Below are 25,239 nucleotides of genomic sequence, written 5' to 3' on the forward strand. Positions count from 1 at the left end.
CGCCCTCGCTATTCGACCGCGAGGGGGTCGTTCGGATCGTGCTGGTCACCGTCGGTCGAGCCGACCGGTGCTGGTGAGCAGTTCTGCCCCGCGTCGGGGCCGGTGGCGGCGAGCGATGCGAGCAGTCGCACGGGTTCGACCAGGCCGTCACAGCACAGCGAGTACACGTTGCTGCGGCCCTTGGGTGAGGCGATGATCAGCTGTTGCTCACGGAGTGGTGTGAGGTGGTGGCTGACCAGGGTTTGGCTCATCCCGGTGAGTTCGGTGAGTTCTCGGACGGTGCGGGGACGCTCGGCGAGCAGCAGCATCAGGGCCAGCCGGGACTCGTCGGCTACCGCTTTCAGCATTGGCGCGAGGCGACGTGCTTTCTCGGCCACCGTCGGTGCTGTCACGTCCCACAGCTCGATGTCCAACTCGCGTCCCATCGTTCCATTGAATCAGACACGCACCAATCAACGCTGGTGTCGGGTTCATTCGCTGGTGGATCTTCTTCCGGCCCGCACAGGGTTCCGGAAACGCCGTCAAGCGGAATCCCGACCACGACCGGGACCGGGCCACTGTCGGTGGCCGCGGCCCGTCCACGAGTGTGTCCGAGCCACCGTCAACTAGCCGGTCGCCTCGCGTCCCGCCAGCTGCGCGGCGATATCGGCAACCGCCGACTTCGCGGTCCTGCCCGCCCCGACGAGCGTGGCCGAGGCCCAGCCAGTCCAGTCCCCGTACCCCAGGAGGTAGAGCCGGGGCTCCTGGATGCTGCGTGCACCGTCGGTCGGAACCACGCCGTCCTCGGTGCGCAGTCGTAGCGGCGCGAGTGGGCGCAGCGCAGGGCGGAACCCGGTGCACCAGATGATCGCGTCGCAGTCGAGTTCGCGACCCTCGTCCCAGGCGATGCCGCGCTCGGTGAGACGGTCGAACATCGGTTGGGCGTTCAGCACGCCGCGTTCTCGGGCTGCCAGCACGCTGGGAACCATGACGATGTCGCCCAGGCTGTCGGGGCCGCCGGTGTCCGGAATTCCGGCCCGCCGGGCGGCTTCGCGTCGGGTGGCCACGTCGAACAGCACCCGTCCGTCGACGTCGTCGGGCATGAATCGCGGTGGTCGGGTGGCCACCCAGGTGGTCTCGGCCGCGGTGGAGACGTCGGCGAGGATCTGCGCCGCGGAGTTGCCGCCGCCGACGACCACGACGTGTTCTCCGCGGAACTCCTCCGGTGAGCGGTACGTGACGGTGTGCAACTGTCTGCCGGCGAATGCGCTCTGCCCGGGATACGCGGGGAGATGCGGCGCGTCCCAGGTTCCGGTGGCACTGATGACGATCTTCGCCGACCACTCCTGGTGGTCGGTGCGGACCGTCAGTCGGGTGCCGGAGTCATGCACGCCGGTCACCCGCACGGGTCGCCGCACCGGTAACTGGTATCGCTGCTCGTAGTCGGCGAGGTAGCGAACGACGTGCTCGGCGGTGGGAAACTCCTCTTCCGGCTGGCGGGGCATCCACCAGCCCGGAAGCGGACTGTGCTCGGGGGGCGAGAACAACCGCAGCGAGTCCCAGTAGTGCTGCCAGGCGCCACCCGGCTCGATCTGGTCGTCGAGGATGACGTGATCCAGGTTCGCGCGTCGGAGGAAGTACCCGGCCGCGAGTCCGGCTTGCCCGCCACCGACCACGACCACATCGCGGGTGTCGCCCAACACTGCCTCCTGACTCAAGCGGATCCCGGCGAGATTCCGTCGAACGGCCCCGCACATCCAACCAGCGGCGTGGTCCGCCCGGAAGCCGCGGGCCGTACGACGTTCGCAACGTCACCGTCGGCTCCGGTTCGGTCGGTTTCGGCGCAGTCTCCGCCCGAATCAATACAACAGTGTACGCTGTTTATGAGTGCATCCACTGTTGAAATGAGGGTCTACTCATGGTTAAGCAGGACGAAGTCTCAGTCGAGGGGTTGCCGGTTGTGGTGATCGGTGCTGGTCCGGTGGGGTTGGCCGCCGCGGCGCACCTGGCGCGGCGCGGGATTCGGTTCGTGGTGCTCGAAGCCGGCGCGCGTCCGGGTGCAGCCGTGTCCGAATGGGGGCATGTACGGCTGTTCAGTCCGTGGCGGTACAACACCGACGCGGTGGCGCGGCGGCTGTTGGAGGGTTCCGGGTGGAGCCTGCCCGAGGCGGATCATCTGCCCACCGGTGCTGAACTCGTTGACGATTACCTGCGCCCGCTGGCCTCGCATCCGATGCTGGAGCCGCACATCCGGTACGGCAATCGGGTGGTCGCCCTCGCGCGCGAGGGATTCGATCGGGTGCGGACGGCCGGTCGCCGAGCGGCGCCGTTCGTGGTGCGACTGGCGAACGGCGAAGAGTTGGTGGCGCGCGCTGTGCTGGACGCGTCCGGAACCTGGAACCAGCCGAACGTGCTCGGCGCCAACGGACTACCCGCACGTGGCGAGATCGAGTTCGCAGAGTTCGTCGAGTCATCGCTGCCGGACGTGCTCGGCGCGGACCGGGAGCGGTTCGCGGGCAACCACACCCTCGTGAGCGGTGCCGGGCATTCGGCGGCGAACACATTGCTCGCGCTGGACGAGCTCGTCGCGCTGGAACCGGACACCGTGGTCACCTGGGCGGTTCGTGGAGGCGAGCCGGACCACGCGTTCGGCGGCGGTGACGCCGACGCGCTTCCGGGCCGTGGCGAGCTGGGAAACGGGTTGCGGAGACTGGTCGAGTCCGGACGAGTTCGGCTGCTCACCGGATTCGGCGTGCGTGAGTTGACACTCACCGACGACAAGCGGGTCGAGGTCATCGCAGGTGCGGCCGGCGATCAGGCGGTCACGGTGGATCGGATCGTGACGGCCACCGGATTCCGCCCCGACCACACCATCGCCGACGAGCTGCGTCTCGAACTGGACCCGGCGTTGGGTTGCGCGCGAGACCTCGCTCCGCTGATCGACCCGAACCTGCACTCCTGCGGTTCGGTGCGCCCGCATGGAGTGGATGAACTCGCACATCCCGAGCCGAACTACTTCGCGGTCGGAATGAAATCGTACGGTCGCGCTCCCACTTTTCTGCTGGCGACCGGCTACGAACAGGTTCGCTCCATCGTGGCCGCATTGGCAGGCGACTGGGAAGCGGCCCGCGACGTCCGGCTCGAACTGCCCGAGACCGGCGTTTGTTCGGCAACGGCCGAAGCTCGGGCGATCGCGACCGATGCCGCCACCCATCTCGGTCTTCCCGCCGACATTCCCGCGAACCTGATCTCGGCCACGGTCGGCCACGTCTCGAGCACGCCGGACCTGCGGTCCGCTGTGCATGCCGCCGCCGCGGATCTCGGCATCGACCACGACGCGGCCCTGCAGCTCGCATCCCTGGTCGCCGACGAACTGGAGAGCACGATGGGGGAAAGCGGCGGCGGGACCCCTGCGGAGTGCTAGCCCGCTCGTGCGGCCGACGCTGTTGCCGCGGTTCCGCCGGGGAGTAGGGTGCTCCGTGGTGTGCCGGGAAGTCTGGTCGGCGTCGACAGTCGAGCGATCCGGATGGAGCACGCACATGGATACCGCATCTTCGAGCACCCGCGCGGCGGCCGACGGCGACGCCGTCGTCGACCTGCACGACGTCCGTCGCGACATGGGTGGCCTCGTCGGCGGCAAGGCCGGAAACCTGGGCGAGATGCTCGCGGCCGGCGAGCGGGTGCCACCTGGTTTCTGCGTCACCACCACCGCGTACGTCGCCGGCGAAGTGCCGACGAAGGCCATCGCCGCCGCTTACGAGCGGCTGGGGGGCGGACCGGTCGCCGTACGTTCCAGTGCCACCGCGGAGGACCTGCCCGATACCAGTTTCGCCGGGCAGCAGGACACTTATCTGAACATCGAGGGCGCCGAGGCCGTAGTCGAGGCGGTCCGCCGGTGTTGGGACTCGCTCGACAACGAGCGTGCGGTCGCCTATCGGGGTGCCAACTCCATCGACCGCGCCGACGTGCGCATGGCCGTCGTCGTCCAGCGCATGGTCGCCGCCGATACCGCGGGGGTCCTGTTCACTGCCGACCCGGTCGCCGGTACCCGCGACCGCACCGTGGTGGACGCCGTTCGCGGACTCGGTACCGCCGTCGTCGACGGGTCGACAGAACCCGACCACTACGCACTCGATGCGCGCGCCGCGCCGGAGAACGCCGAGGGCTGCCTCACCACCGCGCAGCTGACGGAGCTCCGCGCCGCCGGACACCGCCTCCAGGACCTGTTCGGCGCGCCCCAGGACGTGGAGTGGGCCTACGAAGCCGACGGCCACCTCCGGATCCTGCAGTCGCGCCCCATCACCACGCTGTTCCCGGCGCCGCCGCAGGACCTGCCCGACCTGCCGCGCCTCTACCTGGAAGCGGGCCACATGCAGGGCATGCTGCGGCCGTTCACCCCCATGGGTATCTCGATGATGCAGGAGGTGTGGAGCCGCTGGTGCGAGATGGCAGGCATCACCGTCGACCCGCATGGCGAGGACAGCCTCATGGTCGACATCGGACGTCGCCTCTACCTCGACCTCAGCTCCTTCATGCGCAGCAAGTCGATGCGGTCGAGGCTCGTCGCCAGTCTGGACGTGTACGGCCCGCGCGTGCAGCAGGCCGTGACGCGGATGCTCAGCGATCCGCGCTTCGCGCCACGTCCTGGTCTGCCGTTCTCCGCCCGCACCGTGTTCTCTCTCGCTGTCTCCCTGCTCCCCGGAGCCTTGGCGGGTGTCGGAGTGTCTTTCGCCCGGCCCGATGCGGGGCGAGCCAAGGCGATGTCGGCCGTGGAGACCCTGCGCCGGCTGCAGGGCCCGGGCAGCGGTGCGACAGCCCGCGAGCGATTGGACTGGGTCACCGGCAGCGCTTTCGACACCATGCTCAGCAAAGCGCTCACCGAGGTGACCGGACCGGTCTTCGCCGGCATCCTCGCCGGGACCGTACCGGCTTCCCTGCTCAAGGGCGTCGCGTCGAAGTGGGAGACCGATATCGTCCTGGGTGGCATGCCGCACAACGTCACCACGGAGATGAATCTGGCCCTGTGGCGGATCGCCGAACGCGCCCGGTCGCACGGCGCGCTCTTCACCAATACCTCCCCGGAGGAACTTGCCGGGCTCTACCGGCGCGGGGAGCTGCCCGACGTGGGCATCGACACCTTCCTCGAAACCTACGGGCACCGAACCGCGGCCGAAGTGGACATCGGCGTCCCCCGCTGGCGAGAGGACCCGACGCCGGTTTTCGGCACGATCGCCAACTACCTGCGCTTGCAGGACCCCGAGCAGGCACCTGACCACCGGTTCGAACAAGCCGCCGAAGCAGCAGAGGCCAAGCTCGCAGAGCTCAGTGCGCGGGCGGTGCGTGCCCGCCCGCTCCGGGGCCGGGCCGCGGCGTTCCTCATGCGCCGATCACGGGCGCTGACCGGAATGCGAGAGTACGCGAAGTTCGCCTGGTTGGTTCCCTACGCCGAGATGCGCCACCAACTCGTGCTCGCCGGAAAGGGCCTCGTCGCAGCGGGCGTGCTGGACGTTCCCGAGGACATCATGTTCCTCGAACTGGACGAGGCACGGGCAGCCGTCCGCGATCACGCGGACCGCCGAGCCCTGGTGACCGAACGGCGTCGCAGCCACGCTCGTGAAGTGCGTCGTCGCAACGTGCCGGGAGCGCTGTTGACCGACGGCACCGACATCGAGGCGACTATGTCCACCGCCGCAACCGAGGGCGGATTCACCGGCATGCCCGCCGCTCCGGGACAGGCCGAGGGTCGGGCGCGGGTCGTACTCGACCCGGTCGGAGCCCATGTGGAACCGGGCGAGATCCTCGTCGCTCCCACCACCGACCCCGGCTGGACACCGCTGTTCATGACGGCGGCCGGGCTCGTCAGCGACACGGGATCGCCGATCGCGCACGGTCCCACGGTCGCCCGCGAGTACGGAATTCCCGCGGTGATCTGCGTCCGCGACGCGACCACCGCGATCCGTAGCGGGGACCTGCTACGCATCGATGGCACGGCCGGAACCGTCGAAGTCGTCCATGGCCCGGACACCGACCCCGACCCCGAACCCGTGCGCGACGCCGTGGCCTGAACCGTACGTTCGGCCGTGTCGAAGCGCTCCCAGGGCAGAAGAGCGAGATAGGTCACCCCGGCACCCCGGGGAGAGCAGTCGCCCGCGCCGCATAAGGTGTTGCTCGACGATGCATCGTTTCCGAGATCGAGGTTCAGTTGACGCGGGCTGACGAGCGGTCGCTTCGACACGCCGAACGGTTTGGGCAACTTCTCGACGAGCACGTCCAGGTGTTGAACCTGCTGGACAGCTCGACAGCCCTGCGCGGGCTCGCGGAACTCGTCCGGGACAGATGTGGTGCGCACATCGGCTTGGCCGGGCCCGCCGAATCCGACCGGTTGCTGGTCCTGCGGCAGTGGGCGGGCACGCGCGCCACGGGGCTGCACGATCTGCACGTCGGGATGGGACTCGGACTCGGAGGACGTGCGTTCGCTGAAAGCAAGCCGGTCTGGGTCGACGACTACTGCGCATCGAACTTGATCACGCACGATTTCGACCGGCCCATTTCGGCGGACGGCATTCACAGCATGTTGGCGGTTCCCATGGTTCGGGGTGGCCGGATCCACGGCGTGCTGTACGCGGCCGCGCGCGACATCACGGGTTTCGGCGACAGGCAGCTCGACATGGCCGTCGACCTCGCCGACAGCGGAGCGCTGGCGCTGCAGACGGCTTCGACCGCGCAGCGCCAACGGGAATCGGCGACCGTTGCCGAACGGCGTCGGATAGCTTCCGCATTGCACGACTCCGTCGGCGCTCAGCTGTTCCGGATCGGCGCTGAGCTTCGTGATCTGCGCAACGACGCCGCAGGTGAGAGCTCGACCCTGCTGGAGCGGCTCACCTCGTTGGAGACGCAACTCAGCGAGGCGGCGTCGGCGTTCCGGGATTCCGTGCACGCGCTCGATCACGACGAACCGAACGGAGAGCTGGGGGCCGCGCTGGTGAGTGCCTGCGCCGCTTTCGAACGCCGGACGGGTATCACGGCTCAGGCGATCGAGGTCGACGCGGTCGGCCCGGACCGGCACCGAACCCGCACGCTCCTCGCCACCGCCAGGGAAGCCCTGCTCAACGTGGAGAAGCACGCGCGTGCGCGCTCGGTGCTCATTACGTTGCTGGCGCTGGACGGGGGAGTGGCGCTCTCTATCGTGGACGACGGAGTGGGATGGTCGCCGGACTGTGCCGCAAGCGGAGGTATTGGGCTGAGCCGGATGGCGGCCCAGGTCGAGGAGCTGGGCGGCGTGTTTTCGGTCGTGACCAACGAGGACGGTGGGTTGACCGTTCGAGCCTGGGTTCCGCTGTCGTGAGCGGGGGAGAAGTCCGGGTCGTGGTGGTCGACGACCACCCTGTCGTCCTCGACGGGGTCCGGCTGCTGCTGCGGGACGAACCGTCCGTCAGTGTGGTCGGGGCCGCGGCGGACGCGGCATCGGCCGTTACGCTGATCGCGCGGGAGAAGCCCGATGTGGTGCTGCTCGATCTGCGGCTCCCGGACGCGTTGGCCTGCGAGATCGTGGGCGATCTTCGCGCGGCGGCTCCGAATGCGCGGTTGGTGGTGTTCACCGCCTATCGGGATCACGCCGCGCTGCAGGCGACCCTGGATGCCGGGGTGGACGGCTGCTTGTTGAAGGATGCCGGTGCGACCGATCTCGGCGCGGCGATCCGACGCGCGGCCAGCGGACTCATGGTCTTCGATCCGAGGATGGGCGAGCGGCTGTCCTCACGGATGCAGTCCAGGCTCTACGAGACGGGACTGACCCGTCGGGAGTACGAGGCGTTGCGGCACGCGGCTGCCGGGCGGACGAATCCGGAGATCGCCGCACAGCTCGGTTTGACCAGGCACACCGTCACCGGTTACATGCGCAACGCCATGCGCAAGCTGGACGCGCGCAACCGGATCGAACTCATCACGAAGGCTTCGCGATCGGGCCTGCTCTGACTGAGTTGGCCCCCGCTTCTCCGCCGGTATGTCCACACTGGTGGGAACGGTGCCACGAGCCACCGTGTTCGTCGACTGCTCCCGTGGCACCGGCCGTGCTTCATCCGAGCGATACAGCTGTAATGAGCAGCCCCAGCGCGACGACACCCACAGTGCAGACGATCAGCGTTTTGGTCGTGGTGTTCATGAGGACCACTTTGCAGTGACTGCATTGATTCACCGCGAGGGGACCGAGCCGGAGAAACGCCCTGACCTGGCCTTGGATCTCGGACGTGGCCGAGAGGGAAGCCCGAGGGAGACGTAGTTCGCACAACCAGCCCCCTCATGTGTGGGGTTCGGGTCACGCTTCGACTCCGGCCCGTCACGTTGGGGTGTTCGACGGCGCGGCCCGACCCGTCGGCGAGGCGGGTCGGTGGTACCGGCCCGCCTCGCACAGCTCAGTGGTGGGTGACGTCCTGGTTCTCGAGCTGGCCCCAGCCGTGCCAGCGGGACACATCGATCCACGCGCTGACCCGACCGCGGTCCCGCCGGTGGTAGGGCTGTCCGAGGTAGTGCTGGGCAAGGCGGTCGATGTCGGTCAGATCGGGGTCGTCGGACAGTTCCGCCACACGGCCCTGCAGGCTGATGTGGGTGTACCAGTCCTTCGAGGACAGAACGGTCAGCGTCACGAGCGGATTCGCCCGGATGTAGTCCAACCGCTTGCGTCCTTCGTCCATGTTCACCAAGACGCGGCCGTTGTCCCACAGGTACCAGGTGGCCACGGATACGGGCTGCCCGTCCGCGCGAACGGTCGTGATGACCGAAGGGTTCGGTTCGGCCAGGAATTCGGTGGCGCTTTCGGGGAGCGGTGGCTTGGCCACGGCGAGCCTCCTCATCGACGTAGGCAACGGCCTCCGCGATGTTAAGGGAGACCACGGGGGTGGGCTTTCCGACGCAGGCTTTGGTGAACGTCGTCTCGTCGAACGGATTCGATCACGGTTCGGTTACGGCGGTGAACCTCGGAATCTCGGCGAGCGTGGGAGGGGCGCGGAGGTTCCGGACCAACCTGGGCGAGGTTCCGGTGCCGAAGCGGGCGAACAGCGGTGGGGGTCCCGTGTTCGCTCGTCCGCTACCGTGGCATGCGGGCAGCGTCGTATCGCGCGGTTGCGGGACGCGGTGTGGTCGGGGCGTTCGGGTGTACCGGCCACACCGTCCCCGAAACCGGGGGAGCCCAGCCGCGGCGGTCCCGGATGTCCGCTCAGAACAGGTCGTGGAGCAGGTCGAGGAGCTCGCGCACTCCGTCGGACGCATTGGCGATCGTGCCGGTGGACGTCAGCGTTCCGATCAAACCGTTCCGCAGTCGGCGCAGGTCGGTCTGCCGGGCGTTGTCCTGGCTGGTTGCATCGAGGGCGGCTTTCGCGGCAGTACGGATGCCTCGCTGGACCGCCTCGTCCAGTCCCGTGCGCGGCAGCTGCGCCAGAACTTCGATGGAGGCCCGGTGCAGAGTCGTCGGGTCGACCGTCATCGAGCCCAGTCGGCAGGCCTGGCCGTAGTGCCACTCGTGGATGCGGTTCGGCCCGTTGGCCGCTGCCTGTTGGATCGGATCAGCCGACCAGGCCTTCGTCCAGGCCTCCCGCTGCGGTCGCGACAGCTGCGAGTCGATATGCGCGGACAGCTCTTCGAGCAACCGTTGTCGCTCGGACTGCTCGTCGTCATCGAATTCGCCGTGGGACAACGCTGCTCCTTGTTGACTCGAACGGATGTATGAGTACCCGATCGAGACAAGTAAATCCCAGGTTTGGGACAGCTTCGCGTCTGAGCGTCATCTCGGCGGCAAGCGGAGTCAATCGAACGATGAACGGTGCTGCGAGGTTTAGTTCCTCCGATCACGCACGGCGACAATCAGCCTCGGGCTGACGGCTCGATCGGCCGCCCGTGCAGGGAGGACGTGAACGCGGCGAGCCGGGTCCTCGGATCGCGGCTTCCGGAGCTCACGAGAACGGACCCGTGCACCCGGAAGATCACTGTCGCGCGCCGTGCGCGATCCGTCGGCGCCTACTGAACCAGGTGCTGGAAGAAGGTGACCAGCGAGTTGGCGATCGTGGCGACCGCGCCGACGAGCATCTCCCAGCCGGCCCGGGTAGCGTCCGCGGACCCGACCGGATCCTTGACCAGCAGGAAAACGATCCCGGCGGCCGCGACCGTCCCGATCCCGATCATGATCTTGCGATCCACGGTTCAACCTCCTCCTCGGCGGGATCCCAGTCTCGGTGAGGTTCGAGTCGACGTCCGGCATTGTGTCCCCGCCGTGTCGAGAATGTAGCGGTCGCATCCTGCGGGGTGACGCGCGCGGGGGTCCTGAGCTGTTCGGGCTGTCGGTTTGGGTTTGGCTGTCGCGGTGAAGTTGAAGGAGTGGGCGCGTGGCCAGGGTGTTTCGTGTCGCACTGCGCTGGTGCCGTGGGATGCGAGCTCACCCAGGGTCGGCGGTGACGATGAGGGCTTTCGGGGATGGAAGTCGGAGCTCTGCGCGCGGGCGTCGCAGCGGCTCCGATTCAGCACTTGGGCAGGGCAGGGGAGATCATAGCGGCCCCTTCGTCGGTGAACGAAAAATCGCCGGCCTTTCGATCGTACAAATCGGCGTATCGCTCGACCTTCTTTTCATCGAGCCGGACGCCGAGGCCGGGTTCGGCCGGGACCTCGAGACAGCCGTGCGAGTAGTTGTCGTCCGGTCCGCCGAATCCGGAGGTGATGTCGTCCGCCAGTAGCGCGCCGTAGGCTTGGTTCGCGTAGCGGAAGGTGGGAGTGGCGGCGATGACGTGGGTGGCGGCGGCCAAGGCCACGCCGAGTTCGCCGAGGCTGTGCTTGACGGCGGGAAGGCCCGCGGCTTCGCACATTCCCGCAGAGCGTTTGAGGTTGAGTAGCCCTCCGTCGGCCTGGTTGTCGATGGAGATCGCGTCGGCAGCGTTCGAACGGATGACGGAAAGTTGGTCGTGGCGAGTCCAACTCGACTCGTTGGCCAGCAGCGGGGTGTCGATCCGGCTTCGTACATAGGCCATCTCGCTGAGATTGCGTCCCGAGACCGGCTGTTCCACGAGTTCCAGGCCGGAAGCTTCCATGGCGCGGATGGTGCGGATCGCGGTACCCGGCGACCAGGCCTCATTGGCGTCGACCCGGAGGTGGATCGAAGGCCCGGTCCCGTCGCGCAGCGCCGCGACGCGTTCGATGTCGGCGCGCGGGTCGTCGTGGACGGCCTTGATGTAGCAGGTGCCGAACCCGGTCGCGGCCGCGCGCCGTCCTTCTTCGGCCACTTCATCGAGATCGGTGCGTGCCACGTAGTAGAAGTACTCGACCCGGTCGCGGAACCGACCACCGAACAGGTTGACCAATGGCTGCCCGCTGAGCTTGCCGAGAATGTCCCAACAGGCCATCTCGACCGCGGCGATGGCGGGGCTGCTGGCCTTGATGTGGTGCCAGGTCCCGACCAGGTCGATGCGATGGATGAGCCGTTCGATGGTCAACGGATCCTCACCGAGCACGAGGGGCTCCAGGCTGCGAAAGACCGCCAGCACGATCTCGGCACTGGGGTAGGCGGAAGCTTCGCCCAAACCCACGATGCCCTCGTCCGTCTCCAGCTCGAGCAGCACGCTGATCTGGCCGGAACGTTTGCCGAATGCCCAGACCTCGTCGGTGCGGTACGGAACGGCGACCGGGGTCGTCTTGAGACGAGTGATGCGCACGGTGGCTTCCTCCTCAGGTGATGATTGTCAGTTCACGGGGTGTGGTGGTGAGCAGTTCGGTGCCCGTAGGGGTGACGAGGACGGTGTCGGAGACCACGTGACCGACCGGTTGGCTGATCCACGACATCAGGTGAAACGTCATGCCCGGCACGATCGTCGTGTCACCGCCGGGACAGATGCCCACCACCTCGCCGCCCCCGACCCAGCTGGGCGGGAATCCGATGCCGACCAGGTAGCCGCAGTGATGACGGATCGGACGGGTGGCGGTACGGCTGCCGTGCGACACCGCGCGTTGCCAGGCGGTGTAGACCGCACCGGTGCGAGCTCCGGGCTGAAGGGCCTCCCCCGCGGCGTTGAGCCCGGCCAGGGCGGTCCCGGCGGCTTCGCCCGCACCGTCCGGGGCGCTTCCGACGTAGACGGTTCTGCTCTGCGGCGCGTGGTACCGACGCACGCTCGCCGAAAGCTCGAGGAACAGCCCCCGTCCCTGTTCGACGGGACGATCGGACCAGGAGACGTGTTCCTGATCGAGCAAGGTGGTCGGCCGGATCAGTGGCGGAAAGCCTGCGGGCTGCCCACCTGCTCCGATCATGGCGCGATATACCTCGGCTGCCACGTCCTGCTCCGAGGCTCCGGGGTGGGCGGCCGAGATACCCGCTCCGATCGCGATGTCGGAGATCGCCGCAGCCTGCCGCACACAACTGATCTCGGCGGGGGATTTGACCGCTCGCATGGTGGTGAGCAGGTCCGATCCTGCGCTCCACCGCACGTGCGGCAGGCTCGTTTTGATCACCTCGGCGATGGCAGGCGGGAAGAACATCGAGTCCTCGTCGAGGGCAACAGCCGCGCCCTCGTGGGCCGCCCGCGCGATCACAGCAGCGGCGATCTCCCCGCGGGCTTCGTCCTCGTTGAAGGTGACGTGTCGACACCACGGCACCTGGGCGCGGATCGTCGGGCGCTCCATCGCACGGGTGATCAGCACGGGCTCCGCATCCTCGGGGAGCACCAGCAGGGTGAACGCGAAGTATCCGAGGTGGTCAAGGCCGGTCAAGTAGAGGATGTTCTCGGGGCTGGCGAGCGCCATCGCGGTGATGCCGTGCTCGCGCATTCGTCGGCGCAGCGAGGAAATCCGTTGCGCGTACTCGAGTTCGTCGCTGTCGGGTCCGGTAGCGGGAGATACGTCGACGGTCACGTATCCCAGGCTGCGGCTCCATCATGCATAAGCACAACCGAATGCTTTTTAAGATCACGGTTAATATGGCTACATGTACGATCTGCACCGGTTGCGCCTGCTCCGTGAGCTGGCCGTCCACGGCACCATCGCCGCCACCGCGCAGGCGTGCTCGCTGACCCCGTCGGCGGTGTCTCAGCAGTTGTCATTGCTACAACGGGAGGTCGGTGTTTCGCTCCTGGTGCGCGACGGCCGCCGGGTCCTGCTCACCGAAGCCGCTCGCGTGCTCGTCTCGCATACGGAACGGATCCTCGCCGAAATGGAGCACGCTCACGCGGGCGTCGCCGCGTTGTCCGGTTCGGTGGGCGGGGTAGTCCGCTTGGCCGCGTTTCCTACTGCGGCGAGCTCGTTGGTGCCGACCGCGATCGCCAACAGCCAGGTGGCCCATCCCGAACTGAAGGTGCGGCTGGTGGAGACGGAACCCGGCGAAGGCGTACCAGCGCTGAAGGCCGGACACCTGGATTTGCTGCTGACCTACGCGTACAACCAACTACCCGAAGTCGACGATGCCGGGATCGAACTGACCCCGCTGATCACCGAACCCTTGTACGCCGCGGTGGCGCCGGGCTTCTCCCTGCCGTCGGGACAGCTCGGGTTGGAAGCGTTGCGGGACCAGCCCTGGATCGCCCCGCGCAGTGACACCGCTCTGCGCACGGTCCTGGAGCGTGCTTGTGGGCAAGCGGGATTCGCACCCCAACTCGACTACACGAGTGATGACTACACCGTCATCCTCGCTCTCGTCAGCGCCGGGCTCGGCGTCAGTCTCGTTCCGCCGTTGGCGACGGAGGGCATGTCCGCCGACGTGCGTCTCTGCCCGGTAGCGGAGCCCAGCCTGTCCCGGAAGGTATCGGTTGCCGCGCGCACCGGTAGTTCGCACACCCCGAATTTCGCCGTACTACTTGACAATCTGCGCGAGTCCGCGGCGCAACGACAGTTTCCCTCCGTTTGAAAACTCCGCGTCGCTTTCCCCGCACGAATCCGATCGGCGATGTGGATGCAGCCCGGACCTTCATTCCCGACAGACGGCCGCGGGCAATTCGGTTACCGAGGCTGTTGGCCAGCCTCGAGGGTTGGCTCCGACCGCGCGCAGCTGGTGGACTTGTTGCCTGCACCAGGGTGAGAGGTTCGGCATCTCGTACACGGCGGAATCGGCGAACTGATCCCAGTCCATCCAACGTACGGCGTCGACCTCGTCGGGCGCCGGTTCGGGATGGTGGTGCGTGCGGGCGCGAAAAACCGGACACATCTCGTTTTCCACGATTCCGTCGTCCATGACGGCGCGATAGCGAAAGGAGGGCAATATCAGGTCGACGCTCTCGACGTCCAGCTCCAGTTCATCGCGGAGTCGTCGCGTGACGGCCGCAGCAACCGGTTCACCGGGGGCGGGGTGCCCGCAGCAGGAATTGGTCCACACGCCGGGCCAGGTCTTTTTGGTATGGGCGCGTCGCGTCAACAGGACCTGATCGTGGTCGTTGAAGACATAGCAGGAGAAGGCCAGATGCAGCGGCGTGTCGCCGTGGTGCACATGGGCTTTGTCCGCAACACCGGTGGCGTGGCCGGCATCGTCGAGCAGGACGACCTGTTCCACTGTGGATCCTTTCGAGCGCGAGCGTGGTGTTCAAACCGATCTTGCCCGTATGCCGTCTGCCGAGTCGACATATCTTCCGTGTGTTGCGACACACAGGAGCACGCGCAAGCCTTCTTGGCTGCGTCGATCACTGAATGTTTTCCGGGTAAGTAACGTTGTCCCCTGATCGAATGATCGACATCGTTGTCCCGGTTCGGCACGATCACGTTGGCTTTGCCTGCTGACGCTGGCCGAGAGGCCGCCGGTTTCAGGTTTTGGTGCGAACGCAACGAGTTGACTCGAACGGATGGTTTTTGGTGACGAGCGCGGAATCGATGACCGGCCAGCAAAATGGCGACGGGCAGTCGCCGTTGAGCCTGGGGACTGCTGCGGCGCGGAATCTGTCGACGACGACGAAGACGCCGCCGCAGATGCAGTCGATCACCTCGCGGTGGTTGTTGCGGCTGTTGCCCTGGGTGCAGGCTTCCGGGGGTGCCTACCGGGTGAACCGTCGGTTGACCTATCAGCTCGGTGATGGACGGGTGACGTTTTCCAACACCGGTGCCGACGTGCGGGTGATTCCCGCGGAGCTGTGCGAATTGCCGGTGCTGCGCGGGTTCGATGACGCCGCGGCGCTGGAACGGTTGGCTGACCGGTTCGTGCAGCGCGAGTACTCCGCCGGTGAGGTGATCGCCGAGGAGGGACAGCCGGCCGAGGAGGTCGTGCTCATCGCGCATGGCAAGGTGAACAAGCTGGGCACCGGACCGTACGGCGATCAGACCGTGCTCGGAGTGTTGGCCGATGGCGAGCACTTCGGCGGCCAGGTCTTGGCCGACGGCCAGGGAACGTGGGAGTTCACGGCCAAGGCGGTGACGTCGTGCACCGTGTTGAGCCTGAGTGCTCAGTCCGCTCAAGAGCTGGCTGAGCAGTCCGAGGCGCTGCGGGAGCACATTCGGCAGGCCCAGGCTGCCACGTCGGGGGCGCACAATGCTGATGGAGAGTCGGCGATCGCGGTGGCCTCGGGCCATTCGGGAGAGCCGGATCTGCCGGGCACGTTCGTCGATTACGACCTCAAGCCGCGTGAGTACGAGCTGAGCGTTGCGCAGACGGTGCTGCGAGTGCACAGTCGGGTGGCGGACCTGTACAACCAGCCGATGGACCAGGTCGAGCAGCAGTTGCGGCTGACCATCCAAGAGCTGCGCGAGGAGCAGGAAAAGGAGTTGATCAACAACCGGGACTTCGGGTTGTTGCACAATGCCGACCTGCGTCAGCGCATCCACACCCGCACCGGTCCGCCGACCCCGGACGACATGGATGAGCTGCTGTCACTGGTGTGGAAGGAGCCGAGCTTCTTCTTGGCCCATCCCCGGGCGATCGCGGCATTCGGTCGTGAGTGCAGCCGCCGCGGCCTGTACCCGGCCAGTGTGGAGATCGGTGGCCATCATGTGCCGGCGTGGCGCGGGGTTCCGCTGTTTCCGTCCAACAAGCTGCCGATGAGCAGCAATCGCACCTCGTCGATCATGTTGATGCGCACCGGGGAACAGAACCAAGGTGTGGTCGGGCTCCACCAGACGGGCCTGCCGGACGAGTACGAGCCGGGGCTGTCGGTGCGGTTCATGGGAATCGACGAGAAGGCGCTGATCTCGTACCTGGTCAGCACCTACTATTCCGCGGCGGTGCTCGTGCCGGATGCGCTGGCGGTACTGGAGAACGTCGAGACCGGTCGGGAAAACTGAGCGCCGCTATGGGCGAGCAACCGTTCGAATTGCCGGAGTTCTACCTGCCCTGGCCCGCGCGGCTGAATCCGCATCTCGAGACCGCGCGGGAGCACAGCAACGCGTGGGCGAAGGAAATGGAGATGGTTGCCCCGGATGGGGCCGCTGGCCGCAGTGGGGCCTTCACGTGGGACGTGTCCACTTTCGACTCGGCCGACTACCCGTTGCTGTGCGCCTACACCCACCCGGATGCGTCCGCATCGGATCTGGACCTGGTAACCGACTGGTACGTGTGGGTGTTCTACTTCGACGACCACTTCCTCGAGCACTACAAGAAGACCGGTGACCTGTCAGGTGCACGGGAGTATCTCGCCGGGTTGTCGGCGTTCATGCCGATCCAACAGAGTGAACAGGCCCCGGAACCGACGAATCCGGTGGAATGGGGCCTGGTCGACCTGTGGAATCGGACAGCGTCGATCATGTCGGCCGACTGGTTGGGCCGTTTCGCACAGAGCACGCGCAACCTGCTCGAGGACTGCGTCTGGGAGTTGACCAACATCACCCAGGATCGAGTGCCCAACCCGGTCGACTACATCGAGATGCGCCGCAAGGTCGGCGGCGCCCCGTGGTCGGCCGGACTGGTCGAACTCGCCGCACACGCGGAGATTCCGGCCACCATCGCCGGAACACGGCCGATGCGGGTACTGACCGACACGTTCGCCGACGCCGTACACCTGCGCAACGATCTGTTTTCCTACCAGCGCGAGACCCAGGAAGAAGGTGAGGTCAACAACGGGGTCCTGGTGATGGAGACTTTCTTCGGCAGCACCCCGCAGCAGGCTGCCGAGGTGACCAACGAGGTGCTGACCTCGCGGTTGGAGCAGTTCGAGAACACAGCCGTGACCGAGGTACCCGGCCTGTGCGATGAACACGGTCTGGGGCCGGATGAACGCGCGAACGTGTTCGCTTACATCAAGGGGCTGCAGGACTGGCAGTCCGGTGGCCATGAGTGGCATGCACAGTCCAGCCGGTACATGAACGACCGCGTCGACGCCTCCCCGGCGTCCGGGGTCCTCGCCGGCCCGACCGGACTGGGCACGTCGGCGGCACGGGCGTTCACCCGACTGCGGCCGGGCCTGCGGCGTCGGGCGCGGCAGCAGTCGCACACGCCGTTCGCGCCGGTGGGGCACCTTGAGCTGCCGGATCTCTTCATGCCGTATCCGGTGCGGATGAGTCCGCACCTGGATGCCGCGCGCGAGCACGCGGTCGGCTGGGCGCGGGCGATGGGCATGTTCGACTCGGTACCCGGGGTGGAACGCGGTGGTGTGTGGGACGAGCATCGTTTCATCGGTTTCGACCTCGCCCACTGCGCATCGATGATCCACGCCGATTCCGGACCCGAGCAGCTCAACCTCTCATCGGACTGGTTGACCTGGGGAACCTACGGCGATGACTACTTCCCGGTGGTGTTCGGCGCGACTCGCAACCTCGCGGGGGCCAAGGCGTGCAACGATCGGTTGTCGGCGTTCATGCCCGTGAATGATGAAGCCGTTCCGGAACCGACGAACCCTATCGAGCGGGGCTTGGCCGATCTGTGGCAGCGCACCGCGGGGCCGATGACGGTTCCGGCACGCCGCCAGTTTCGGACCGCGGTCGAGGACATGACGACCAGCTGGTTGTGGGAGCTGGCCAATCAGGTCCAGAACCGAGTGCCCGATCCGGTCGACTACCTCGAGATGCGCCGCAAGACGTTCGGTTCGGACATGACGATGAGTTTGTCCCGGCTGGCCAACCTCGATGTCGTCCCCGCGGAGATCTACCGGACCACAGTCATGCGCGAGCTGGAATCCGCCGCACAGGACTACGCCTGCTTGATCAACGATCTCTTCTCCTACCAGAAGGAGATCGAGTTCGAAGGAGAGGTGCACAACCTCGTCCTGGTCGTGCAGCACTTCCTCGGTATCGACCGTTGGCAGGCCCGCGACGTCGTTGCTGACGTGATGACCGCGCGGATGCAGCAGTTCCAGCACATCCTCGCCGACGAGCTCCCCAGGTTGTTCGACGAGTTCGGCCTCGACGAGTCGGCTCGCGGCGTGCTCGCTCGGCACGCCGAGGAACTCAAGGACTGGATGTCCGGAATCCTCGAATGGCACCGGCGATGTGTGCGCTACGGCGACACCGAACTGCGGCGACGCCACACGCCGGAAGCCGTCCCGGATACCGCCCCTCCTGTCGAGAAGGCGGGGAGCGTGTCCGCATTGCGCCGACGCCTGGCCGGGCCCACCGGCTTGGGAACCTCGGCCGCCCGGCTCGCATCTCGCCGCGGCGAGACAGCTACTGATTCGTCTCCGGTGTGGTGACCGACGACAACCCCTCTTTCCGCTACGCCACGATCTGCGATGGGTGACCCCTGATGACCGATATCGCGCCGACCTCGAACGTCGCGGACAGCCACGACGGCCAGACCCAGCTCAGCCTGGGCACGGCCGCTGCCCGCAACCTGGCCAGCACGACGAAGACGCCGCCGCAGATGTCCTCCCGCAGCCCGCGGTGGCTGCTGCGGATGTTGCCCTGGGCCGAGGCCTCCGGCGGAACCTACCGGGTCAACCGCCGGTTGACCTATGCGCTGGGCGACGGGCGGGTGACCTTTTCGAACATCGGGGACCAGGTCCGCGTCGTGCCCCCGGAACTGCGCGAATTGCCCTCGCTGCGCGACCTCGAGGACGAGGGAGCTCTGACGGGCCTGGCTGACCGGTTCACCCAGCGGCACTACGCACCGGGCGACGTTCTCACCACAGCCGGCGGGCCCGCCGAGGAATTGCTGCTGCTCGCACACGGCAAGGTCAACACCAGTGTCCCGGGGCCCTACGGCGGCGAGACGCCCCAGGACGTGCTCGCTGATGGTCGGTTCCTCGGAGACGGCGTGCTCACCGGCACGCAGACCACTTGGCCGGTCACGGCGAAAGCGCTGACCCCGTGCACCGTGCTCACCCTTTCCCGTCAGGACCTCGCCGAACTGACCGGCCGGTCCGAGACGCTGCGTTCGCACCTCGAACGAGAGGCAGCTCGTACGAGCCCGGCCCAGAACAAGCACGGCGAAGCTGCCATGGCGCTGGCTTCCGGTCACGACGGCGAAGTGGACCTGCCCGGCACATTCGCCGACTACGATCTCAATCCCCGCCAGTACGAGCTCAGCGTCGCCCAAACCGTCCTGCGTGTACACACACGCGTCACCGATCTCTACAACCAGCCCATGGACCAGCTCGAGGAGCAGCTGCGACTGACCATCGAAGAGCTGCGGGAGCAGCAGGAACACGACATGGTCAACAACCGTGAATTCGGGCTGTTGCACAACGCCGACCTGCGCCAACGACTCCAGACCACCGGCGGCCCGCCCACGCCCGGCGATCTCGACGAATTGCTCTCGCGCCGTCGGAAGTCCGAGTTCTTCCTCGCCCACCCGCGGGCGATCGCGGCATTCGGTCGTGAATGCAGCCGCCAGGGCCTCTACCCCGAAAGTCTCGACGTCCACGGCACCCAAGTCACCGCCTGGCGTGGCGTGCCACTGCTGCCCTGCAACAAGATCCCCATCACCGACAGGGGGACCAGCTCCATCCTGGTCATGCGGACCGGCCAGGAACACCAGGGCGTGGTCGGGCTGCACCAGACAGGCATCCCCGATGAATACGTCCCCGGTCTCAACGTGCGGTTCATGGGCATCAACGACAAGGCCCTCACCTCGTACCTGGTCAGCGCCTACTACTCCGCTGCCGTCCTCACCCCTGACGCACTCGGCGTATTGGAAAACGTCGAAATCGCACGCTGACCACAGGAGATCGCATGACCACCATCGACACCAGCCGCTCGACAGCAGTCGACATCCTGGACTGGAGCCGCCAGACGATCACACCCGCGCTGCGCACCGCCATCGACACGCTTCCTCCGGACATGCGGCACATCGCCGGCTATCACTTCGGCTGGTGGGACGAGCATGGCGAACCGACGGACGGGACCGGCGGCAAGATGTTGCGTCCCGCCCTGGTGCTGCTCACCGCCGAGGCCGTCGGTGGCACCGCGGTGGAAGCGGTTCCCGCCGCGGTCGCGGTGGAACTGGTGCACAACTTCTCGCTGATCCACGATGACGTCATCGACGCCGACGCCACCCGCCACCATCGCCCCACGGCCTGGAGCGTGTTCGGGGGGAGCGCGGCGATACTGGCGGGCGACGCACTACTCACCCTGGCCTCCGGAGTGCTGGCTGGGAGCGGGCACCCAGCCTCCCTGCCGGTGACACGGCTGCTCAACACCGCCGTCCAAGAACTCATCCAGGGTCAGATCATGGATCTCGCCTTCGAGAAACGCACCGACGTCGACGTGGCCGAATGCCAGCGCATGGCACAAGCCAAGACCGCGACCCTCATGGCGACATCCTGCGAACTCGGTTCCACGTTCGGAAGTGGCAACGCCGAGCAAACCGAAGAACTGCGCAGCTTCGGCCACAAACTCGGACTGGCGTTCCAGCACGTCGACGACTTGCTGGGTATCTGGGGCGATCCGGAACACACCGGCAAGCCGATTTATTCGGACGTGAGCGCGCGGAAGAAGAATCTGCCCGTCGTGTTCGCGCTCAACTCCGAGACCCGAGCCGGACAACAACTGGCCACTCGGTATCACGACGATGGGGCCGCCCAGACGCCCACCGAACTGACCGCGACCGCGGCACTCGTGGAAGACGCGGGTGGGCGGGAGTGGAGCCAGACCCAGGCTGATCAACTGTTGTCCGAAGCACTGGACCACCTGCACGCGGCCGGTCCGATCGCACGAACCACCGAGCTCGACGTACTCGCCCGACTCGTCGCTCACCGCACCCACTGACTCCGGCCGGATCCGCGGCTGCGACCGTGGTGGTGCCGCATTCTCTCCCGGCGGGTGTGATGCAGGCCCACGCCGCGGTCGACGCTGGTGGAGAGCTCGCGGGCTTTCGCCGAACGGGTTTTCCTCGTCTACGGCGACGAACGGATCAGCTACGGCGAGCACTTCCAAGGGGTCGCCGGGTTGGTGCGAGCGCTCATCGACGAACACGGCGTCCGCAAGGGCGACCGCGTCGTCATCGCGATGCGCAACTTCCCCGATTGGTCGGGCGCGTTTTTCGCAGCAGCTGTGCGGGCGCCATCGCCCGTGGCCGCGGAACTCCGCGACGTGGAGCTCGGCCCCGAAGACGACCCCACGATCTTCTACACCTCCTTCTACACCTCCGGGGCCACCGGAACTCCCACAGGCGCGTTCGGCACCCACCGCAACATCTGCGGCAATGTGAGCAGCCCGGGATACGCGGCGGCTCGAGCCCTGCTCCGGGAAGGCGGGTCGCTCGCCGATGTGGCGGCCGCGGCAGGACCCCCGGGCGTAGTCCTCATGTCGGTGCCGCTCTTCCACGGCACGGTTGTCACCCGGTGCTGCTCGGTTCGTTCCACCGAGGCGCCAAATCGCGTTTACGAGGCCGGCTCGTGTGCTGAGATGTAGTCATGAACACCTCCGAGAGCACGCCGTTCTTCGCCGACGTGGAAGCGGCCAGCCGAGTCCGCGATGGGATGATCGACGTCCACACCTCCCCGCGAGCGGGGGAGGGACGGAAGCCGGCTGTCGTGTTCGTTCACGGCGGCCCGGTATCCGAGGACCAGCAACCAACCCCGAGGGATTGGGAGGGGTTTGTCGGCTACGGTGCACTCGCCGCGGCGTCCGGCCTGGTCGGGATCACCTTCAATCATCGGCTCTACAGCGATTCCCACTACCCGCAGGCCGCGGAGGACCTGGCCGCGACCATTGAGCAGACGCGTGCGCTCGATTCCGTCGACCCGGACCGGATCGGCCTGTGGTTCTTCTCCGGTGGTGGAGTGTTGGCGGCGGAATGGCTGGTCAAACGCCCCGAGTGGTTGCGTTGCGTGGCATTTACCTACCCGGTGCTCGCGCCCCCGCCGGGCTGGCCAGGCGACGGCCCCCGGTTCGACGTCCTCGCCGCTGCGTCTTCGGCCCCGTCCCTGCCCAAGCTGCTCCTGCGGGTCGGCGGCGAGCTCCCGTTCTTCGCGCAGACCCAGGATGCCTTCGTCGAGGCGGAGCGTGCGCACGATGGTGATCTGGAGGTCATCGAACTTCCCGAGGCGCAGCACGGCTTCGAGGGCCATGGCTATGTCGAGCAGCCGCGTGCGGCCGTGGACACAGCCATGGGTTGGGTTGCGAGCACATTGCACGGGTAGGTCGGAGCCCCGAACTCCGCCATGGAGTAGCGGTACGAACTCTCGTTCCATCACCATCAGATCAACATCAGGACAACTTGGTGGATTGAGGTTGCGCGACTGCCGTACTGGGCAGTAGCGAACGCGACGAGCCGAGGTGGCAGAGCGTGCGGGAAGCGGCCAGGGCTCCGGCACGCACTGCGCCCTCGCTCGCCGGACGCAGCAGCACCCAGTCACCCGCGTAGTCGACGGGACCGATTGCGCGGCCCCTGAAACTCGCCAGACGCTGCAGCGCGGTGGGAGTGGCCTCGGGTACGGCGTGCCGGTGGCGGTGGACCGAGCTGCCGCGGTGCACCGCGTCGAAGCCAGGCAGATAACGCGGCACGGCCGCCGTCACCTGCGCGATCACCTCGTCGTCAGTTGCTTCCAGCAGCCCCGGTGCGGTCGCGGCGTTGGGCATCACCGTCAGCAAGCCTTTGCCAGTGGGAGCCCGGCCGGGATGCTTGACGTGGTCGAAGATGATCGCCGCCAACGTATCGTCCTCGGCTTCCGGCGTGACCAGCAAGTACGGCCGGCCACGGCCCGGCGGTTCGAGCGGGTCGCTGAGCAGACAGCTGACCTTCAGCGCGGAAGTGAAGGTGCACGCTCGCAGGAAGTCCACCTCGTCCTGCGGGGGATTCGCGTGCAGTTCGGCAGCGACCGGCGCGGGTACGCACAACAGCACCGACCGAGCAGTCACCGTGTCCGCACCTACCCGCAACCGGGCGGTCGAACCGTCGGCGATCACTTCGTGCACCGGCCGCCCGGTTTCGACGTCGAGGTCGGCCGCGAGCCGCCGCGTCGGGGTGTCCATTCCGTCCCGGTAAGTTCGCCAGGTCGCGGTGCTGCCCACCGAAAGCAGTAGGTTGACCAGAACCGACGCCGTCGAGCGCCTCGGATCCCAGAAGAAGAACGTGCTCGCGGGTTGGAACAGGTAGTCGTACAGATCCGTGTGGTAGCGGCGGGCGAACTCTGCCACCGTGGCAGCGCCGAGGGGGGACCGCTCCGGGTGGTCTTCGTCGAAGCCGGCGCGCCTCGCCCAAACCTGGAACCGCAGCAGATCCAGCCGTGCGCGACGGGTCAACCCGGCCCCGGTGAACAGTCCGCGTGGTTCGCCGAACCCTGGGTGTGCCCGCCCGTCCCGCCACATCGCTATCGGGTGGCCGATCCGCGGTACCTCGACGTCGGTGATGCCGAGCCGTGCGAGCAGTTCCCAGCTCGCACGGTATCCGTGCGGCGAGATCTGTTCGGCGCCGGTGTCGATCGTGTAGCCGTCCTGGCGGACGCTGGTCATCCGCCCGCCGACCTGCGCCGCGGCTTCGTACACCCGAACGTCCAGTCCGGCGCGGCGCAGCTCGTGTGCCGCTGTCAGCCCGGCGATGCCGGCGCCGACGACGGCTACGTCCACGTCCGGGCTCATCCGGCCATCCCCAGTGCCACCAGCAAGTTGGCCAGCACCAGCAGCGCCACGTACGTCCGATGCACCGTGAAGCCCAGTTTGCGAGCGCGCATGATCTCGTGCCGTTCGAATCCGAGGTAGTACTGCCGGGCGCGCAGCGCCGTGGCCGGCCACATGAGCAGCACGAACCACCACGGGGCCAGTCCGGTCAGCGAGGCGCCCGCGATCAACAGGAACTCTGCGAAGGACAGGACGCCGATGAATCGCGTGTTACCCCGCTCCGAAGTCAGCGCGGCCACGGTCGGGCGGCCCACAGCCCGGTCACCCGCGACGTCGTTGGTGTTGGAGTACACCCCGAACATGAGCGGGCCCATGCCGAACAGCACCGCTTGCACCAGTATGAAACCGGAGAACTGGCCGGTCGCCAGACCGTAGGGAGCGATCACCAGGGTCATCCCGAGCACGACAAGGAACGCCTCCTGGAACCCGTGGTAGCTGAGCTTGAGTCCGTAGGAGTACTGCAGCGCGACCACGAAGGTGGCAGCGATCAACAAAACCGTCCACAGTGGCGCTGCCGGTGCAACGGCGATCGCGGCGGTCCACAGCGCAGCTCCCGCGGTAGCGGCGATCCAGGCGAACCTCATTGCTTCTGACTCGGACAGAGTGCCGACCACGAGTGGTTTGCGCAGTTTCTTGCGCAGTGGGTCGTCCGGGCCGTAGTTGGCGAGGTCGCTACCGTCCCGGTAGCCGGTGATGTCGTCGAACGCCACCCCCGCCACGAGTGTGCAGATCTCCCCGGCCAGGAACAGCAGCAGCATCAGGACGGTGTCCGACTGCGCTGTGGTGGGCGACAGCAGTACCACCGCGGCGGCGACTACCAGAATGCTGAGGTAGTAGTCGTAGACGTCGAGGTTGCCGAGTCGGAGATAACTGCGGAACTTGCTCTCGGGTGGGGTCTCCGGAGCGACAACACGCTCGGTGCTGACATCACTGGTCATGTTGATTCCTCCTGTTGTCGAACGAGCGCGAACCGGGCGACGCCGCGAGCGGCCAGAACGGGATCAACCGTTCGTAAGGAGTACTCGTCGGTTCGCGACTGAAAAACCGGTGCTGCCCGCTAGCCGATGGTCCGCGCCCCCGCGCCGCGATCAGGACACTCCGGCGAGTGGGCACGCGCAACGATCCGGTAGCCGCCTCGCCGATCACCGCCGTGGCGTTCCATGCCGGAGACCCGGCGGTCACCATGGCGGCAACCACCGAGTCCGCACGTCGGTAACGTGATCGGCGGCATTGAGATCGGATATCCCCAGGGGCGTAACGCCGACCCCGGCTGTGGTCGGTCCTACGTCGCGGACCTGTCGATGCCCGATGCGGCCGACCCCTGTCATCACG

At 67.0% G+C, this 25,239-nt stretch carries 21 protein-coding genes; 11 read left to right on the top strand and 10 right to left on the bottom strand.

Going from position 1 to position 25,239, the window contains the following annotated elements; translation table 11 throughout:
• Positions 1–8: 8 nt before the first annotated feature.
• Both ACYVAN_RS24265 and ACYVAN_RS24270 read right to left on the bottom strand, forming a co-directional pair.
• Positions 9–425: an ArsR/SmtB family transcription factor gene (locus ACYVAN_RS24265; RefSeq protein WP_460963499.1), complete on the bottom strand. Its 417-nt coding sequence runs from the start codon at positions 423–425 to the stop codon at positions 9–11.
• 180 nt (positions 426–605) lie between these two features.
• Positions 606–1,697, bottom strand: a complete 1,092-nt coding sequence (locus tag ACYVAN_RS24270) for an ArsO family NAD(P)H-dependent flavin-containing monooxygenase (RefSeq protein ID WP_460963501.1) — start codon at positions 1,695–1,697, stop codon at positions 606–608.
• Positions 1,698–1,897: 200 nt separating this feature from the next.
• Here ACYVAN_RS24270 and ACYVAN_RS24275 point away from each other — a divergent pair, with 200 nt between their 5' ends.
• The 4 genes from ACYVAN_RS24275 (at position 1,898) to ACYVAN_RS24290 (ending at position 7,953) form a co-directional block, all read left to right on the top strand.
• Complete coding sequence (locus ACYVAN_RS24275; RefSeq protein WP_460963503.1) at positions 1,898–3,403, top strand: FAD-dependent oxidoreductase; 1,506 nt, start codon at positions 1,898–1,900, stop codon at positions 3,401–3,403.
• A 115-nt stretch (positions 3,404–3,518) separates the two neighbouring features.
• Positions 3,519–6,044: a PEP/pyruvate-binding domain-containing protein gene (locus ACYVAN_RS24280; protein WP_460963505.1), complete on the top strand. Its 2,526-nt coding sequence runs from the start codon at positions 3,519–3,521 to the stop codon at positions 6,042–6,044.
• Between the two features lie 137 nt (positions 6,045–6,181).
• Positions 6,182–7,324 carry a GAF domain-containing sensor histidine kinase gene (locus tag ACYVAN_RS24285; protein WP_460963507.1) on the top strand — a complete coding sequence of 381 codons (1,143 nt, stop codon included), beginning with the start codon at positions 6,182–6,184 and terminating at the stop codon, positions 7,322–7,324.
• A complete protein-coding gene (locus ACYVAN_RS24290; RefSeq protein ID WP_460963510.1) occupies positions 7,321–7,953 on the top strand; it encodes a response regulator in 633 nt (210 codons plus the stop codon). The genes ACYVAN_RS24285 and ACYVAN_RS24290 overlap by 4 nt, the downstream gene beginning before the upstream one ends.
• Positions 7,954–8,390: 437 nt before the next feature.
• Here the strand turns inward: ACYVAN_RS24290 and ACYVAN_RS24295 are convergent, their stop codons facing one another.
• The 5 genes from ACYVAN_RS24295 to ACYVAN_RS24315 form a co-directional block, all read right to left on the bottom strand.
• On the bottom strand, positions 8,391–8,813 hold the full coding sequence (locus ACYVAN_RS24295) for a PPOX class F420-dependent oxidoreductase (RefSeq protein ID WP_460963512.1): 423 nt from the start codon (positions 8,811–8,813) through the stop codon (positions 8,391–8,393).
• A gap of 377 nt (positions 8,814–9,190) precedes the next feature.
• Complete coding sequence (locus ACYVAN_RS24300; RefSeq protein WP_460963514.1) at positions 9,191–9,667, bottom strand: hypothetical protein; 477 nt, start codon at positions 9,665–9,667, stop codon at positions 9,191–9,193.
• A gap of 320 nt (positions 9,668–9,987) precedes the next feature.
• Positions 9,988–10,167 (bottom strand): hypothetical protein, encoded by a 180-nt coding sequence (locus ACYVAN_RS24305; protein WP_460963516.1) that lies wholly within the window; start codon positions 10,165–10,167, stop codon positions 9,988–9,990.
• Positions 10,168–10,484: 317 nt separating this feature from the next.
• Positions 10,485–11,669 carry a mandelate racemase/muconate lactonizing enzyme family protein gene (locus ACYVAN_RS24310; RefSeq protein WP_460963518.1) on the bottom strand — a complete coding sequence of 395 codons (1,185 nt, stop codon included), beginning with the start codon at positions 11,667–11,669 and terminating at the stop codon, positions 10,485–10,487.
• Positions 11,670–11,682: 13 nt separating this feature from the next.
• Positions 11,683–12,858 carry a M24 family metallopeptidase gene (locus ACYVAN_RS24315; RefSeq protein ID WP_460963520.1) on the bottom strand — a complete coding sequence of 392 codons (1,176 nt, stop codon included), beginning with the start codon at positions 12,856–12,858 and terminating at the stop codon, positions 11,683–11,685.
• A 73-nt stretch (positions 12,859–12,931) separates the two neighbouring features.
• On the opposite strand from ACYVAN_RS24315, the gene ACYVAN_RS24320 reads away from it, so the two are divergent.
• The gene (locus tag ACYVAN_RS24320; protein WP_460963522.1) at positions 12,932–13,846 is read left to right on the top strand and encodes a LysR family transcriptional regulator; all 915 of its coding nucleotides are present in this window, start codon (positions 12,932–12,934) and stop codon (positions 13,844–13,846) included.
• Between the two features lie 60 nt (positions 13,847–13,906).
• Here ACYVAN_RS24320 and idi read toward each other — a convergent pair whose 3' ends face one another.
• Complete coding sequence (gene idi / locus ACYVAN_RS24325) at positions 13,907–14,485, bottom strand: isopentenyl-diphosphate Delta-isomerase (protein ID WP_460963524.1); 579 nt, start codon at positions 14,483–14,485, stop codon at positions 13,907–13,909.
• Between the two features lie 296 nt (positions 14,486–14,781).
• On the opposite strand from idi, the gene ACYVAN_RS24330 reads away from it, so the two are divergent.
• The 6 genes from ACYVAN_RS24330 to ACYVAN_RS24355 all read left to right on the top strand — a co-directional run bounded on the left by ACYVAN_RS24330 (position 14,782) and on the right by ACYVAN_RS24355 (position 22,430).
• On the top strand, positions 14,782–16,200 hold the full coding sequence (locus tag ACYVAN_RS24330) for a family 2B encapsulin nanocompartment shell protein (protein WP_460963526.1): 1,419 nt from the start codon (positions 14,782–14,784) through the stop codon (positions 16,198–16,200).
• An 8-nt stretch (positions 16,201–16,208) separates the two neighbouring features.
• The gene (locus ACYVAN_RS24335) at positions 16,209–18,539 is read left to right on the top strand and encodes a family 2 encapsulin nanocompartment cargo protein terpene cyclase (RefSeq protein ID WP_460963528.1); all 2,331 of its coding nucleotides are present in this window, start codon (positions 16,209–16,211) and stop codon (positions 18,537–18,539) included.
• Positions 18,540–18,592: 53 nt separating this feature from the next.
• Positions 18,593–20,005 (top strand): family 2B encapsulin nanocompartment shell protein, encoded by a 1,413-nt coding sequence (locus ACYVAN_RS24340; protein WP_460963530.1) that lies wholly within the window; start codon positions 18,593–18,595, stop codon positions 20,003–20,005.
• A gap of 14 nt (positions 20,006–20,019) precedes the next feature.
• Positions 20,020–21,054: a family 2 encapsulin nanocompartment cargo protein polyprenyl transferase gene (locus ACYVAN_RS24345; protein ID WP_460963532.1), complete on the top strand. Its 1,035-nt coding sequence runs from the start codon at positions 20,020–20,022 to the stop codon at positions 21,052–21,054.
• An 87-nt stretch (positions 21,055–21,141) separates the two neighbouring features.
• Positions 21,142–21,699, top strand: coding sequence for an AMP-binding protein (locus ACYVAN_RS24350; protein ID WP_460963534.1), 558 nt, complete (start codon positions 21,142–21,144; stop codon positions 21,697–21,699).
• A 2-nt stretch (positions 21,700–21,701) separates the two neighbouring features.
• Positions 21,702–22,430, top strand: coding sequence for an alpha/beta hydrolase (locus ACYVAN_RS24355; RefSeq protein WP_460963536.1), 729 nt, complete (start codon positions 21,702–21,704; stop codon positions 22,428–22,430).
• A gap of 67 nt (positions 22,431–22,497) precedes the next feature.
• On the opposite strand, the gene ACYVAN_RS24360 is transcribed toward ACYVAN_RS24355, so the two are convergent.
• The gene (locus ACYVAN_RS24360; RefSeq protein ID WP_460963538.1) at positions 22,498–23,868 is read right to left on the bottom strand and encodes a protoporphyrinogen/coproporphyrinogen oxidase; all 1,371 of its coding nucleotides are present in this window, start codon (positions 23,866–23,868) and stop codon (positions 22,498–22,500) included.
• Positions 23,865–24,845, bottom strand: a complete 981-nt coding sequence (locus tag ACYVAN_RS24365) for a UbiA family prenyltransferase (RefSeq protein WP_460963540.1) — start codon at positions 24,843–24,845, stop codon at positions 23,865–23,867. The genes ACYVAN_RS24360 and ACYVAN_RS24365 overlap by 4 nt, the downstream gene beginning before the upstream one ends.
• Positions 24,846–25,239 lie beyond the last annotated feature (394 nt).

This window comes from Parasphingorhabdus pacifica (genome assembly GCF_054779195.1).